Below are 15,721 nucleotides of genomic sequence, written 5' to 3'. Positions count from 1 at the left end.
CCCAACAGCTCCTTGGAGTTATACGTATTTCATAATTGTTTCAGCAATATTATCAACGTTTTTGATTTCATCTACTAACTTTGTTGCTATAGCTGCTTTCGGCATTCCAAAAACGATGGATGTTTCCTCTGATTCCGCGATAGCAACTACATTTCCTGACTCTTTTAACTTGATTAGTCCTTTTGTACCATCCGATCCCATCCCAGTCATGATAACGGAAATTTTCGCATGGGAAGATAGCTCACTACAGGACTCAAACATCACATCCACAGAGGGACGATGACCATTTCTTGGAGGGGATTGATCTAAATGGATCGCTAAGTTTGCTCCTACCCCTTTAAGTTTCAAATGAAATCCACCTGGTGCAATATAGACTGTTCCTTTTTGAATAATGTCTCCTTCTTCAGCTTCTTTAACATGAACCTCTGAAATGGAGTCTAATCTTACAGCCAGGCTCTTCGTAAATCCAGCTGGCATATGCTGGACTACTAAAACAGGGGCATCAATCGTCTTCGGTAGCTTCGTTATCACTTGTTGTAGCGCACGTGGTCCACCCGTAGATGTACCTATACACACTATTTTTTTTCCTGATAAAACATTGAATTGATGCTTTTTACTTGGTTCTATTTTACTATAATCAATATGCTTTTTTACAGTGTTTTTTTCCTGACTATCCGCCTTCACAAGCTGCTTTATATTGGCTTTACTTGCAGACACTACCTTTTCTACCAATTCTTCCTTCACTTTATGCAAGTCTAGAGAAATAGCACCTGATGGCTTTGTAATAAAATCAGTTGCTCCATATTGAATCGCTAGTATCGTGTTTTCGGCTCCCTGTTTTGTTGTACTCGAGAGCATGACGACTGGAGTTGGTTTCTCAATCATAATTCGTTTTAATGCTTCAATCCCATTTAATATCGGCATTTCAACGTCCAATGTTACTACATCAGGTTCAAGTTCTATTACTTTTTTTATTGCGTCTTCACCATTTCTTGCTGAACCGACAACAGTCATTCTTGGATCCTCGGTTAAAAAGTCTTGAATGAGCTTTCTCATAAATGCCGAATCATCCACTATAAGCACTTTAATTTTGCTCATGAACAAGCACTACCTTTCAAACAAAAATCGCTTTAATTTTGAAACAAAATGCGTCTTAGGCTTATCAGAAATTGTTTCAAATTGTCTTGCCTCAAAACGACTGGTCATTTGTTGTAACGCTTTAGCAGCTGGTGCTTTCTCGTTAAAAATAAATGGCGTTTGTTTCGTTACCGCTTGATGGACCTGCCGATCATCCGGTATCATACCGAACTCGATAATATCACGGTTTAAAAATCGATTGACTACAGTTCGTAATCGTTTAAATGTTTCCATTCCTTCACTTTCAGAATGTACTCTATTTACGATAAGCAAAAATGGAAGACTCGAATCATGTAAATGAATATGTTTCATCATCGCATATGCATCTGTAATTGACGTTGGTTCTGGAGTTGTAACCACTAGAATTTCATCAACTGCGAGGATAAAAGGCACCGTTTCTTTTGTGGCACCTGCACCCATATCAAAAAGGATGTATTCATAATCTGAAAGAAGACTCGACAAATCTTCTGTAAACTTCATGTGAACTAGCTTGTCCATATTAACAAAATGGGTTAAACCTGTTCCACCAGCAACATAATGTAACCCATGTGGACCAGTAGAAACAATTTCGGACAGTGTTTTACGTCCTTCAAAATAGTCGACTATCGAGTTGGATGCAGATTGGCCAATCAAAATATCTATATTCCCCATTCCAACATCCATATCAAAAAGGAGGACCTTGTATCCTCGACTCGCTAAAGAAATGGAAAAGTTTAATGAGAAATTTGATTTCCCAACCCCACCCTTTCCACTAACGACTGCCAGGGTTTTTGGTGATGGCTTTCCACTCATTTGTTGAATTCTTTGTCTTAACATTTCTGCTTGATCTTTCATGGCTTATTCGACCCCAAGTATCAAATTCGTTACTTGCTCACGATTTGCTGAAATCATATCATCAGGTACATTTTGTCCGTTTGTAATGTAGGCCACACCGATATGACTCGTTTTCATCATATGGAGCATGGCACCATATGTAGATGTTTCATCAGCTTTCGTAAAAATAAATTTATTGATTTTTATCAACGAAAATTGTTTGTAAATATCAATCATGTCTTTTTGTTTAGCTGTTAAAGCTAACACAAGAAATGTTTCCATATCCTGTTCAAAATCAACAACTTTTTTTAAGTCCTCAACATATTGTTGGTTCCGAAAATTTCTGCCTGCGGTATCAATCAACACAATATCGTAATCCTTAAATGCTTCACACGCTTGCTTGTAATCTTCTAGGCTATAGCAAACCTCTAATGGGACATTTAGAATTTTTGCATAGGTTTTCAACTGATCAATGGCTGCAATTCGATACGTATCAGTAGTGATTAACGCCACCCTTTTGTTATACTTCAATGCGCACTCGGCAGCAATTTTCGCTAATGTTGTCGTCTTTCCAACACCCGTTGGTCCAACAAGGTTTATATATTTTTTTGTAAAGGTAATCCCACCAAAGGAAAGAGTACTTAAACGTTCGTATAATTCTTGACGCAACCACTTATTTACTTCTCTTTCGTTTGCACCCGAACCATTTGAATACCATTTTTGGAGAAGGGAAGACATGAGTTCATCTCTTATGTCTTTGGGAACATCCTGATCAAGCAACAACTGCCCACATTTCTGAATAGGCTCAGGAAGAGGAAGATCCGGTTGCTGCTCTGTAACTGTTTGTAGCATCTTTTTTAATCCTGCAATTTCTGCAAGCATATCCTGTTCAGGCTTTTTATTCCCTTCACTTGTCAGTTGCTTAGGTAAGGGCTTAGGGATAGAGGGTTCTACAGTCCTGCTCGGTAAATGTTCCTCTTCTCTATTTATCATTGTAGGCACTGGCTTCACAATAGGCTTTACCTTTACCTTTGGCTGTTCAAATTGCATTTTTCTTTCGGCTTGAATCACTTCATCAATGGCCGCAATGACTTCAATATTTTCCTTTGTAAAAAAACCTAAGAATCCCCCGGTCGTGACAATCTTAGAATTTAATATAACTGCATCGTTTCCAAGCTCCGCTCGAATTTGTTTCATTGCCTCAGGCATATTTGGAGCTGTATATTTTTTTACTTTCAATCTATATTCACCACCCCAACGCTTTGTACTTCTACATTCGCTTCAAGCTCATTGTATGAGAGAATCGGTATCTGTGGAAAATATCGTTCTGTTAATTGTCTAACGTACATTCTTACAGCTGGTGAACATAACACAATTGGCGATTGTTCTATAATAGATAATTGTTCTACCTGAGTAGCCAGTGATTCTAAAATAGATTGTGATACAGAAGGGTCAAGTGCTAAGTAGTTCCCATGCTCTGTTTGTTGAATGTTATCGACAATCAGCTTTTCAATTTTCCCCGATACCGTCACCACTCGAATCGTTTGACCACCGGCACGATATTGATTGGTAATTTGTCGCGCTAGTGCTTGTCGAACGTATTCAGTTAATAAATCGGTATCGGTAGTTACCTTTCCAAAGTCGGCAAGTGTTTCAAATATAATTGGTAAGTTTCTGACCGATACATTTTCACGAAGAAGCTTTCCAAGTACTTTTTGGATTTCACCAACTGTTAGAGGATTAGGTGTAACCTCTTCTACTAAAATCGGATAGCTTTCTTTTAAATGATCGATTAACTGCTTCGTTTCCTGACGACCCAGTAATTCATGTGCGTTGTTCTTTATTACTTCAGTAATATGAGTAGATACTACAGAAGGAGGATCGACGACGGTATATCCGAAAATTTCCGCTTGCTCTTTTACTTCCTCAGTAATCCATTTAGCAGGTAAGCCGAACGAAGGCTCTACTGTATCAATTCCCTCAATACTATCGTCATCAATGCCAGGGCTCATTGCCAAGTAATGATCCAATAACAGCTCACCTCTTGCCATTTCACTCCCCTTAATCTTTAAACGATACTCATTCGGTTGAAGCTGTATATTGTCTCGTATTCGCACAACAGGTATCACAAGACCAAGTTCGATTGCCAGCTGTCTACGGATCATAACAATTCGGTCGAGTAAATCTCCGCCCTGATTTGAATCAGCTAAAGGGATAAGCCCATAACCAAATTCAAATTCTATTGGATCTACATTAAGTAGACTGACGACACTTTCTGGCTTCTTCATTTCATCTGTCTGAATTTCTTCTTCCATTTCTTGAATCTCTGTGATGTCCTGCTTAGGAACTCTAGAGTACATATACCCACCAAAAATTAAAAGTCCTGCGATTGGAATGGTTAATATATCTTCTATCGGTGTAAAAAGGCCAAGTATAAAGATTGTTCCACCGGTAATATATAGCATTTTTGGATAGGCCATTAACTGACCAGTAATATCTGTTCCTAAATTCCCATCTGATGCGGCTCTTGTTACAACAATACCTGTCGCAGTTGATATTAATAAAGCAGGCAGCTGACTAACAATTCCATCTCCCACCGTTAGTAAAGAGAATTGTTTTGCAGCATCCGCAATTGGTAAACCAAGTTGAGTTACACCAACAACAATTCCGAAAATCAAGTTGATCATTACGATAATGATCCCTGCAATGGCATCTCCCTTAACAAATTTACTTGCTCCGTCCATCGCTCCATAAAAATCTGCTTCCCTACTAACTTTTTCACGACGATCTTTTGCCTCATGTTCAGATATCATTCCTGCATTTAAGTCTGCATCTATACTCATTTGCTTACCAGGCATAGCATCTAGTGTAAATCTCGCAGCAACCTCAGATACACGCTCTGACCCTTTTGTAATAACAATGAATTGAATGATAACAAGAATAATAAAAACAACAATCCCAACAATTACATTTCCACCAACTACGAAAGATCCAAAGGTTTCAACCACTCCACCTGCTTCCCCATGTGTAAGGATTGCCCTTGTTGTTGATACGTTAAGCCCCAATCTATAAAGAGTTAATAGTAATAACAAGGATGGGAAAACAGAAAATTGTAGAGGTTCCTTCATATTCATACTATTTAACAGCACAAGAAGAGCCAATGAAATATTTAGCATAATTAGTATGCTTAATAGCCATGTTGGGAAAGGGATAATGAGCATCGCGACAATTAATATTACGCCTACTACTACCGATAAATCTCGTCCTGACATCACTATCTCTCCTCAAGTAATACAATAATATCTTTATATCTTTTGCTTTGTTTTATAAACAAATGCTAGAATTTCTGCAACTGCCTTAAAAAACTCCTCGGGAATTGCTTCTCCAATTTCTGCTTGACTGTACAATGCTCTTGCTAACGGACGATTTTCCATCATAACGACATCATGCTCTTTAGCGATCATTTTAATTTTTTGAGCCATAAAATCTACTCCCTTGGCTACTACAAAAGGAGCATCCTGCTTTTTTTCATCATATTTTAAGCAAATAGCATAATGGGTTGGATTCGTAATAACAACGTCCGCAGTTGGAACATCCTGCATCATTCTTCGCATCGCCATTTCCCGTTGTTTTTGCTTAATTTTTCCTTTAATTTCAGGATTCCCTTCGATGTTCTTATACTCATCTTTTATATCTTGTTTAGACATTCGAATCTTTTTTTCAAAGTCGTATTTTTGATACATATAGTCAAGGATGGAAAGAAATAAAAGGGAAGCAGAAGCAATTAGTCCCATTTGTACGGTTAAACCAGCTAACGTAATCATAGAAGCGCCTATGGATTTTTGTGACAGTATTAAAATATCTTCTTTCCGGTTCCAAAGTACAGCAAAGGTGACTCCACCGACAAAACTAATTTTCAACATGGACTTTAGGAGCTCTACAATCGCCCGCATTGAAAAGATATTCTTTGCTCCCTTTATTGGATCAAGCTTTTCAAGCTTAGGCTGAATCGCTTCTGTCGAAAAGAGAAATCCAAATTGAGCAAAATTCGATGCAACACCAGCTACCATAGCGACTGCCATAATTGGTGCTAGTATAAGTACCATTTCACTAAGAATTTCGATAAACATCATTTGAATATTGCTTTCGGTTATCTCTAGCTTCATATATTCTTGGAAGGAATGTTGAAATAAACGAAAAATGATATCCTTAAAATATCCACCTGCAAAGAATAGGAACAAAAAAACAGCAAGTAAGACGACGGCTGTATTTACATCTTGACTTTTAGCAACCTGACCTTTTTTACGAGATTCTTGCCGTTTCTTTGGGGTAGCTTTTTCTGTTTTTTCCCCTGAAAAGAACTGCAAATCTAAACGTAGGGTTTTCAAGCTACAGACCCCCAATCAATTCCATTAACCCTCTCATTGTTGATAACATCGTTTCAAATAGTGTTGCAACAGCACCCATTAATATACTCATTACTGCAATAAGAACTATAAAACCAACACCTAATTTTAAGGGAAGACCCACTACAAAAATATTTAGCTGTGGTACTGTCCGTGCCACAATTCCGAGGGCAACATCGACCAAAAATAGGCTTCCAACAATCGGTATAGATAATTGGAGGGCAACGCCAAACATTTTTGAAATGGATGTAAGAATATAATTAGGTATGCTTTCATCTCCTAAAGGAATCCAAGCTTGATCTAATGGAATGAATTGATAACTAAAATAAATTCCATCCAGTAAAAGATGATGTCCGTTTAATGCCAATAAGAAGAACAATGATATCGTATATAAATATTGCCCCATTAATGGACTCTGTGTTCCCGTCTGAGGATCTATAACATTGGCAATCGCTAAGCCCATTTGAAAGTCAATAAAGCCACCAGCTATTTGAATGGCCGCCATAATGACATAAGCGATAAAACCTAACATAATACCAATCATTGCCTCTTTAATAATTAATAAAAAGTAAGCACCGTTTATTTCTAAAACCGGTGCATCGAATGTAAAAATCATAATCCATGACAAGAAAAAGCCAAGTCCTACCTTATGAGTAGTCGGAATTGAACGATAAGAAAATAAGGGCATTAATAAGAAAAAAGAAGTAACCCGTACAAACACTAATAAAAATGCCGGGAACGTCGGAAGAAAGTCTACCATAGGTTATCCCACATACCTTGTTAAATTAGTAAAGATTTCGCTTGCATAAGATAGCATATGACTTAGCATCCAAGGTCCAAAAAACACTAGCCCTAGCAATACTGCAACAATCTTCGGAACGAACGCAAGTGTTTGTTCTTGAATCTGTGTTGTTGCCTGAAATATACTTATTATTAAACCCACTATTAAGGCCAATGCTAGCAAGGGTCCGGAAATCATAATGACCACCCATATCCCCTGTTCAGCAATGGCAATTACACTATCTGGAGTCAAATCCAATCACCTTCTTAGAAGCTATCTAGTAGTGATTTAACCACTAAGTACCAACCGTCTACTAAAACAAATAGCAATATTTTAAATGGCAAAGAAATCATAACCGGTGGAAGCATCATCATACCCATAGACATTAAGACACTTGCAACGATCATATCGATAACTAAAAATGGAATAAATACCATAAAACCGATCTGAAAAGCCGTCTTTATCTCACTAATAGCAAACGCTGGTACAAGTGTCGTTAGAGGAATATCCGCTACCGTTTCTGGTCGCTCCGCCTTTGAATATTCTAGAAATAGAGCTAGATCTTTTTGCCTTGTATGTGCACTCATAAACTCTTTTAATGGTAAAGAAGCTCTTGAATAGGCTTCTTCAAGATTAATTTCTTCGTTAAATAACGGTGTTAACGCTTGATCGTTTACTTCTTGAAAAGTTGGGGCCATGATAAAAAAGCTTAAAAATAAAGCTAATCCAATTAACACTTGATTCGGTGGCATTTGTTGTGTAGCAAGCGCCGTTCTGACAAAGGAAAGAACGATTACAATTCGGACGAAGGAAGTCATCAGAACCAAAATACTAGGAGCCAAAGAAAGAACCGTAAGCATTAACAGTAGCCTTACTGAGGTAGACACATTTTCAGGATCGCTGCCGTTAAAAAACTCCATAAATTCATTCATCGCTTGTCTGACCCTTTCTTTTCCAATTCATCAAGAAGCTTTTTCCTCCCTTTAGAGAGTTCCTCAAGCTGAGCTTTTAACGTAGAGGAAAATGATGATGCTTCTTCTCCTCTATTACTTTGTTTCATATTCCGAGTTCTTTCAATTAGCTTTGTCACAATATCGCTTGGTTGAACAAGCTGGTCCATACGATTGTTATAATCTTCAATGATTTGACGTGCTTCTTCCTCATCATCGATCTCTTTTAGAAGCTTTACATCCTCGCCTACTCCAACTACTAACACACGGTTCCCTATTTTCACAATTTGAATGGAACGATTTGTTCCTAACGCTGTTCCACCTAAATTCTCCACAAGTTGATTACTTGAGAAGGACCGACTTCTTTTATTGATAAACTTTAATACTGTATACAATAATGCAATGACAAATATGGTTGCAAAAATCATTTTTAAGAAGTCCCAGAAGGTCAAACCTACACTTGGTGTATTTTCATTATTATCAGTCGTAGTTTCCTCATTATTTTCTACTTCTTTAAGTTGATCTTCACTACATTTGCTTTCGTCCTCTAAGCAGTCCTTAATACTGTTAAATTGCTCTGCGAAGGCTCCTTGATTGGAGCCCAGCAAAGCAATAAGTACTAGAAGCAACACTTTGAAGAATAACTTTCCTTTTTGCAATGCGCTGCACCTCTAATTTTAATTATTAACCAAGTGTTTTTGAGATTGCTTCAATTACACGATCCGCTTGGAAAGGTTTTACAATAAAGTCCTTTGCTCCAGCTTGGATTGCATCAATAACCATCGCTTGCTGACCCATAGCAGAACACATAATGACCTTTGCATTTGGATTAATTTTCTTAATTTCCTTTAATGCAGTAATTCCATCCATTTCTGGCATCGTGATATCCATTGTCACTAGGTCTGGGCTTGTCTCTTTATATTTCTCAACCGCTTGAGCTCCGTCAGCCGCTTCTCCAACAACTTCATATCCATTCTTCGATAGTATATCCTTTATCATCATTCGCATAAATGCAGCATCGTCAACAATAAGTATTTTATGTGCCATAATAATTTAACCCCCAACTGATTATCTTAGTTTTTTTATTCGATCACTCTGACTAATGATGTCTGTTACACGAACACCAAAGTTTTCATCAATAACAACAACCTCACCTTTTGCAATTAGGCGATTATTTACAAGAATATCCACTGGTTCTCCTGCTAGTTTGTCCAGTTCAATAATCGATCCTGAAGATAACTCAAGGATTTCTTTTACTGATCGCCTTGTTCGACCAAGCTCGACCGTTACCTGAAGAGGAATATCTAACAACATATCAAGGTTTTTAGACTCTGATTGCTGAAGTGGCGGATATTGCTCAAAGCTCGAAAAACTTGCTGGCTGAACATTTGGTTGTGCCCCCATTGACGCATAAGGTGAACCAAAATGCTGTGGCCCTTGTGGATATGCCTGATTTGGTGGCGCTTGGTAAACCCCAGGTGGTGGTACTTGACCCCATTGCTCTTGGGTCGGATGAGTTTGTGTAGGTGGTTGCATTTGCCCACCATACCCTCCTTGCATTGGAGGTTGATGCGATACGCTAGGAACTGGTGTAGGCTCCACTAGGTCATTAGCCCTATGAGCATTCGTATCCTCTATTTTACCTGATTCCATCTCATTTGTGGGAGTCGGATTTAACAATTCATCCACTAGCCCTTTTGCAAATTCTAATGGCACCAATTGCATGATACTTGAGTCAATTAATTCTCCCACTTTTAGTCGGAAAGATATCTTTACTAACATATCATCAACAGGAAGTCTATCTGTTCCTTCCCCTTCAAGTACATTTAATATGTCAATCGAAGGTGGTGAAATATCTACCTTTTTACTAAAAATGGTCGACATTGATGTGGCTGAAGATCCCATCATTTGATTCATTGCTTCTTGAACTGCACTTAATTGAATTTCTCCCATTAGATCGGCTGGTTGAATCCCATCTCCACCTAACATTAAATCAGCTATAATCGCTGCATCAGACTGCTGAATAACCAAAAGATTGGTTCCTGAAAATCCTTCTGTATAACTCACTTGTATCGCAACATATGGTTGTGGGAATTCCTCTGCCAGTCTACTTTTTGGTATAACAACAACAGTTGGTGTTGTTATATCTACCTTTTGATTTAGAAGAGTTGATAGTGCTGTTGCTGAACTACCAAACGAAATATTCCCTATTTCCCCAAGAGCATCTTGTTCCATTGAAGAAAGATAGTCTTCCACATTAATGGCCTTTTCTTTCGTATCCATATCATTTTCAGGTTCATCTGTTCCTCTAAGTAGAGCATCTATTTCATCTTGTGAAAGCATGCCATCACTCACCATCATCGTCTCCTCCCTTCAATGTTTCTAATACTTGCACTGCAAGCTTTTTATTTACCTTTCCTGGTTGTGCTAAGAATTTAGGTATATCTCCAACTCTTATGGTTAATGCTCCATCAATTGCTTGATTCAACTCAATTACATCACCTATATCTAACATAAGGAAATCTTGGATGGAAATTTCCGAATGTCCAAGCTCTGCTGAAATAGGTACGTTAGCTGTTTGAATTCTTTTTTCTAAATGAGCAATCTCCTGTGGCTCTCTTTCCTTCTTTTCTGTTTGCATCCAATAGTGGACAGAAAGCTTTGGAATGATTGGTTCTAGCACAACATGAGGAATACAAATATTGATCATTCCCGTTGTTTCCCCTATTACGGTATTTAGAGAGATTACGACGACTGTCTCATTAGGGGATACCATTTGCAGAAATTGCGGATTCACCTCAAACGCAGCTAAATACGGATCAATTTCTGAGATTGTTGACCATGCTTCCTGTAAGTTTTCAAACGATTTTTCAAACGTATTGGACATGATCTTTGTTTCGATTTCTGTTAAATTTTCTACTTTATTGATACTAGACCCTCTTCCACCCATAAGGCGGTCTAACATGGCATAAGCGATATTAGGATTCACTTCCATTAGAATTCTTCCTTCAAGTGGAGGAACCTCGAAAACATTTAAGATTGTCATTTTCGGAATGGAGCGAATGAATTCCTCGTATGGAATTTGGTCTGCTGATGCAACTGATATTTGCACATACGTACGTAACTGAGCCGAGAAGTAAGTGGTTAACAAGCGAGCAAAATTTTCGTGTATTCGGGTTAAACTACGGATTTGATCTTTTGAAAATCTTAGTGCTCTTTTAAAGTCATACACACGAACTTTCTTCTCGGATTGCTCCTTTTTTAACTCATCGGCATCCATTTCCCCTGTTGAAAGTGCAGATAAGAGAGCATCTATTTCACTTTGTGAGAGTACTTCACCTGACAAATTTCCTCACCTCCGTTCTTCCTCTCTAAGGTTGTAAACTTACTGGAGGAGAGATTCAGTAATATACACATGCTCTACTTTTCCTTCTTGCATAATCTCAGAAATCTTTGATTTCAAGTCATTCTCGAGCTTTTGCTGACCTTCTTTACCTTTTAAATCTTCAGCTGACTTTTCAGATAGCTCTAAAATAATGATGTTTTTCACCTGAAAATCTCTTTTTTCTAATTCTTCTTTAGCTTCTACACTATCTGTTTGAATTTTGAATGAGATACGAATAAAGTCATTACTAGCAAGATTTGCTGTCATTTGCGGAATATCTACTGATGCTTCTAATACTTCATCGATGGTTAATTCCTTTTCTTTATCTTCCCCAGTTACCTTAAGAATCACTACAACCGCTATGGCACCCACCAGTGTAATTGCGACTAGCAAGATTGCCATAATCATGACTAGCTTATTTTTCTTCATTTTCTTTATCCTCCACCTGAAGCCGTCCTAAAAGGTTGACAGATTGGTAAAACTTCTGTATCGCTTCATAAACTTGATCCTCTGCCTCTTTTACGACATATTTCCGCCCGTTTGAAAGCGTGATGGTCGTATCGGGAAAAGATTCGATTGTTTCTATATAAACAGCATTTAACATGAATGACTTGCCATTTAGACGGGTTACTTTAATCACGGCTATTATTAGGGTTGAGAGTTTAGCTCAACCCTATCCCTCCCTTAGCTTATCGTTTTAGGTTTACAAGCTCTTGTAAGATTTCATCTGAAGTTGTAATAATACGTGTATTTGCTTGGAATCCTCTTTGTGCAGAGATCATTTCAGTAAATTCTTCAGATAAGTCAACATTGGACATTTCTAGTGTTCCAGCTGCGATTGAACCTCTACCTTCACCTGCTACATTAATATTTGCCACACCAGAGTTAATGGACTCTTGGAAAAGGTTTCCTCCAGCTTTTGTTAAACCTGAAGAGTTACTGAATTTAGCAAGAGCAAGCATACCTAGAGTTCTAACTAGACCGTTTGAGTAAACTCCATTGATTTCACCAAGTGAACCGATGTTAAAGCTTTCTAGTGAACCTTCTGTGTTACCGTTAGGGTTTACTAGTGCGCTGGTTGATCCTGCTACTTGTGTTAATTCTGAGAAATCTAGATTAACATCGGTGATTGTCGTAGTTCCAATGGTAATATCCGTTTGCGCTGATGCTGGAACTGGATTTCCTGTACCAAAATTAAGTGTAGTAGTAGGTGTGTCAAACGATCCGTCTGCCAATTGAGCTGGCTTACCAACATACACGCCCCACTGATTATCGCCTGTTTTTGCAAAATGTACATCTATTCTATGAGCTTGTCCCGTATTATCTACCACTTGTACCTGCTGAGTAAACGGAGTCCCATTGCTTACTGAGTTACTTGCTAAGTTCCCAGAAATTTCAATATTACTTGTTGTAACCGGAGGTAAAACAGCATTTACGTTAACCGCCACATCACCAAGCTGATTTGTCGCGTTTCCGTTTGCATCAACTGTAAACGCTTGTACTTTGTATCCATCTCCATTTACGAGCGTTCCATTATCGTCTAGATAAAAGTTCCCAGCTCTTGTATAGAACTGAGCATCTCCTTGATTCACCATAAAGTAGCCATCACCAGAGATCGCTAAGTCAAGTGAGCGACCTGTTGTTTGCAAGCTTGATTGTGTATGAATGGTATCAATCGTTGCTAGTGTTGATCCTAGACCAACTTGTAATGGATTTTTACCACCACGGTTGTCTTGTGCAGCACTTGCTCCAGAAATTGTTTGGTTCATTGTGTCTTTAAATGTCACACGACCTTTTTTGAAGCCATACGTATTGACATTTGCAATATTGTTACCAATTACATCTAACTTAGTTTGGAAGTTTTTCATTCCACTAATTCCTGAATACATTGAACGTAGCATTTTTCCGTTTCCCCTTTCATAGTAAGCTACTTCTATCGGTCAGTAGCTTGTTGGCCTCCAATTGGTCCAGCCAAAACATTTATTCTAAAATAATCGTTCCATTTATATTTGTAAAAATTTGTGCAGTTGCTTCCTGCCGATCCATAGCCGTTATCACTGTATTATTCTTTGCACTAATAATAAGGGCTGCATCCTGTAACAATACGAGCGAATCTTTGACACCCATTTTCTTCGCTTCATTTACTTTCTCTTGAATTTGACCCCACTTGGCCTCATCGATTTGAATTCCCCTTTGGGACATTCGTTCTTTTGCATGTTTACTTATCGTTAGTTTTTCTGGTTGTAATGCACCTTGTAAATGCTTAGAGAAAGAGTCCGTGCTCGTAGGTTTAGATGTAACCGATCTGAGTTGATGGTTACTAATCGGCTGAGAATGAATCGGTCTAAACATAGACTTGTCCATTCAAACCATTCCTTTACGCTTCTATTTTTGTAATGCTCGTACTTGACACACTCTCTCCATTTTCTAACTGAAATAATGATTTCCCATCTTTAAAGGAAACGGATGTTACCTTGGCTTGTATTACTTCATTGTTTTCAGAAGAATAAGTAACGGTTTTGCCTATCAACATACTTGCTTGTAAAAGCATGGTGTCACCTTTGGTATCGTTGATTTGCGAAATATTACCAGAAGTTAAACTCGTTCCATCCTCTAATAGGAACTCTGCTATTCCATCAGTAAATTTCAAAGAGACAATTTTCCCTGTTCCTTGTTCAACTTCAGAAGTACTACCATCTTCAGATTCAGTAAGCTTATGCCAACTAACCTCTTTTCCAATAAATTGACTGTATGAAACTAATTGGTTTTGTTCTTGAGCACTAACTAATGTTTCAATTGATTTGTTCATATTGGTCATTTGCTCAAGACTTGTAAAAGTGGCCATTTGTGCTATAAAGTCTTTATCCTGCATTGGATTTAAAGGATCTTGATTTTGCAACTGAGTCATTAATATTTTTAAAAACTCATCTTTTCCTAGGTTACTAGAGCCCGTTTGCCTTTGTGCAGTTTGATAGTTTGATAGTAAAAGAGATGAATTAATCGTGTTTGCCATTTGTTTCACCTACACTTCCGTATTTAAGAGTGCTTCTTCAAAGGATGAGATAAAATCTTGATCAGATGTTTGCTCTTCCTTTCGTTCAGCTTGTTCCTGTCTTGCCTGTTCTTGTTCACTATCTCGGTTTAAAAATCGCTCTTGACCTGTTGTTTGCTGAGATATCTCGACACGTTCAACCTGAATGTTTTGAGTATTAAAGGCTTGTTTCAATTGACTTAGCTGCCCTTCAATCGCTTCCTTTGCCGCCTGCGTTGATGTGACAATTTTCGCAACCATAACAGAATCCTGTTGAATAATCTCAATTCGTAACGAACCTAAATGACCTGGATTTAGCTGTAGAAACAATCTTTGAACACCATTTACATTTGAAAATTGACTTCTAGCTAAAATACTTTCAAACTGCTTTATTAATTGTTCCGTTTGCACTTGCTTTGTACCAGTTGAAAGAGTTAGCGTCAATTGTTCCGGTCTTGATATCTGCATAAATTGAACAGAACCAGAAATCATCTCTGTTTTTGATGAGTTTGTACTGGTTGATTCTTCTTTTGCAGAGGAATTCGTTAAAATACCTGAAAAAGTTTGCTTTAAAAAGGCTAATCTGGAAGCAGCTTGGTCACTTTTTAACAAATTCCCCTCAAGGATGCTTGTTAACTTTGCACTTAACGACTTAAAATCAATTTTGCTAGATTCCTCATTTAAAGAATCTTGATTTTTCGCCATAAGTTCATAAAGCTTTGCCGACTTTATCAGCTTTAACGAGTCTTTATCTAGAACGCTATGGAGCTGGCTCACCGTTAAATTACTCATTTTCTCTATGACTTGAAGCAGTTTGGCTAAATCACTTTGACCTTCTCTGCCTTCAATCTGAAGCTTCTCCATTACGTTAGACAATAGATTTTGAAATTGGAGATGACTCATACCTAAATAATTCTCAATCATCGTAAGTAAATCTTCGTTACTATTTGAAATCAATTGATCTAGCAACTGTAAACCGTCTTCCACATCTAAGAGATCATCCTTAGATAATAAGGCTAAAAGGTCTTTTACTTCGGTAGCAGTTAGTTTCAATTCCGCGTTATCATTCGAAGTCTCTTCTGCAGAAGTAGTAACTGATTGGAGAAGATTTGAGAAGGATGATGTCGCTTGGCTCGTAGAAACCTTGTTCAACTGTGAAGCAAGCTTTTGCGTGAAACCTAGGTTCTCGATTTGCATGTTTTCATTTTCACCTCCTTC

18 protein-coding genes are annotated in these 15,721 nt (G+C 37.9%); all 18 read right to left on the bottom strand.

The window, feature by feature from the left end:
* Window positions 1-18: 18 nt before the first annotated feature.
* The 18 genes from ACVBAX_RS05770 to ACVBAX_RS05685 all read right to left on the bottom strand — a co-directional run bounded on the left by ACVBAX_RS05770 (window position 19) and on the right by ACVBAX_RS05685 (window position 15,700).
* Window positions 19-1,098, bottom strand: a complete 1,080-nt coding sequence (locus ACVBAX_RS05770) for a protein-glutamate methylesterase/protein-glutamine glutaminase (RefSeq protein WP_447116208.1) — start codon at window positions 1,096-1,098, stop codon at window positions 19-21.
* Window positions 1,099-1,107: 9 nt separating this feature from the next.
* Entirely contained in the window at window positions 1,108-1,971 is an 864-nt protein-coding gene (locus ACVBAX_RS05765; protein WP_447116207.1) for a MinD/ParA family protein, read from the bottom strand.
* A gap of 3 nt (window positions 1,972-1,974) precedes the next feature.
* Window positions 1,975-3,189, bottom strand: coding sequence for a flagellar biosynthesis protein FlhF (gene flhF, locus ACVBAX_RS05760; protein ID WP_447116206.1), 1,215 nt, complete (start codon window positions 3,187-3,189; stop codon window positions 1,975-1,977).
* Window positions 3,186-5,222, bottom strand: coding sequence for a flagellar biosynthesis protein FlhA (flhA, locus tag ACVBAX_RS05755; protein ID WP_447116205.1), 2,037 nt, complete (start codon window positions 5,220-5,222; stop codon window positions 3,186-3,188). Before flhA ends, flhF begins: the two co-directional genes overlap by 4 nt.
* 33 nt (window positions 5,223-5,255) lie before the next feature.
* Window positions 5,256-6,338: a flagellar biosynthesis protein FlhB gene (gene flhB / locus ACVBAX_RS05750; RefSeq protein WP_447116204.1), complete on the bottom strand. Its 1,083-nt coding sequence runs from the start codon at window positions 6,336-6,338 to the stop codon at window positions 5,256-5,258.
* Between the two features lies 1 nt (window position 6,339).
* Window positions 6,340-7,116, bottom strand: coding sequence for a flagellar biosynthetic protein FliR (fliR, locus tag ACVBAX_RS05745; protein ID WP_447116203.1), 777 nt, complete (start codon window positions 7,114-7,116; stop codon window positions 6,340-6,342).
* Window positions 7,117-7,119: 3 nt separating this feature from the next.
* Entirely contained in the window at window positions 7,120-7,389 is a 270-nt protein-coding gene (gene fliQ, locus ACVBAX_RS05740) for a flagellar biosynthesis protein FliQ (protein ID WP_430773916.1), read from the bottom strand.
* A 14-nt stretch (window positions 7,390-7,403) separates the two neighbouring features.
* The gene (fliP, locus tag ACVBAX_RS05735; protein WP_066053298.1) at window positions 7,404-8,069 is read right to left on the bottom strand and encodes a flagellar type III secretion system pore protein FliP; all 666 of its coding nucleotides are present in this window, start codon (window positions 8,067-8,069) and stop codon (window positions 7,404-7,406) included.
* Window positions 8,066-8,746 carry a flagellar biosynthetic protein FliO gene (locus ACVBAX_RS05730; protein ID WP_447116202.1) on the bottom strand — a complete coding sequence of 227 codons (681 nt, stop codon included), beginning with the start codon at window positions 8,744-8,746 and terminating at the stop codon, window positions 8,066-8,068. The genes fliP and ACVBAX_RS05730 overlap by 4 nt, the downstream gene beginning before the upstream one ends.
* Window positions 8,747-8,771: 25 nt before the next feature.
* Window positions 8,772-9,134: a response regulator gene (locus ACVBAX_RS05725; protein WP_066053291.1), complete on the bottom strand. Its 363-nt coding sequence runs from the start codon at window positions 9,132-9,134 to the stop codon at window positions 8,772-8,774.
* 21 nt (window positions 9,135-9,155) lie between these two features.
* Window positions 9,156-10,445 carry a flagellar motor switch phosphatase FliY gene (gene fliY / locus ACVBAX_RS05720; RefSeq protein WP_447116490.1) on the bottom strand — a complete coding sequence of 430 codons (1,290 nt, stop codon included), beginning with the start codon at window positions 10,443-10,445 and terminating at the stop codon, window positions 9,156-9,158.
* Entirely contained in the window at window positions 10,435-11,433 is a 999-nt protein-coding gene (gene fliM, locus ACVBAX_RS05715; protein WP_447116201.1) for a flagellar motor switch protein FliM, read from the bottom strand. Before fliM ends, fliY begins: the two co-directional genes overlap by 11 nt.
* A 39-nt stretch (window positions 11,434-11,472) precedes the next feature.
* Window positions 11,473-11,901: a flagellar basal body-associated protein FliL gene (fliL, locus tag ACVBAX_RS05710; RefSeq protein ID WP_430773913.1), complete on the bottom strand. Its 429-nt coding sequence runs from the start codon at window positions 11,899-11,901 to the stop codon at window positions 11,473-11,475.
* Window positions 11,888-12,112: a flagellar FlbD family protein gene (locus ACVBAX_RS05705; RefSeq protein WP_340903205.1), complete on the bottom strand. Its 225-nt coding sequence runs from the start codon at window positions 12,110-12,112 to the stop codon at window positions 11,888-11,890. Before ACVBAX_RS05705 ends, fliL begins: the two co-directional genes overlap by 14 nt.
* Window positions 12,113-12,161: 49 nt before the next feature.
* Window positions 12,162-13,373, bottom strand: coding sequence for a flagellar hook protein FlgE (locus tag ACVBAX_RS05700; protein WP_447116200.1), 1,212 nt, complete (start codon window positions 13,371-13,373; stop codon window positions 12,162-12,164).
* Between the two features lie 79 nt (window positions 13,374-13,452).
* Window positions 13,453-13,836: a TIGR02530 family flagellar biosynthesis protein gene (locus ACVBAX_RS05695; protein ID WP_447116199.1), complete on the bottom strand. Its 384-nt coding sequence runs from the start codon at window positions 13,834-13,836 to the stop codon at window positions 13,453-13,455.
* A gap of 13 nt (window positions 13,837-13,849) precedes the next feature.
* Window positions 13,850-14,485 carry a flagellar hook assembly protein FlgD gene (flgD, locus tag ACVBAX_RS05690; RefSeq protein WP_447116198.1) on the bottom strand — a complete coding sequence of 212 codons (636 nt, stop codon included), beginning with the start codon at window positions 14,483-14,485 and terminating at the stop codon, window positions 13,850-13,852.
* 9 nt (window positions 14,486-14,494) lie between these two features.
* Window positions 14,495-15,700 (bottom strand): flagellar hook-length control protein FliK, encoded by a 1,206-nt coding sequence (locus tag ACVBAX_RS05685; protein WP_447116197.1) that lies wholly within the window; start codon window positions 15,698-15,700, stop codon window positions 14,495-14,497.
* Window positions 15,701-15,721: the final 21 nt, after the last annotated feature.

It is taken from the genome of Robertmurraya sp. GLU-23, assembly GCF_052983275.1.
The sequence above is the reverse complement of the archived record's forward strand: the minus strand, read 5'-3'. Positions and strand labels throughout refer to the sequence as shown.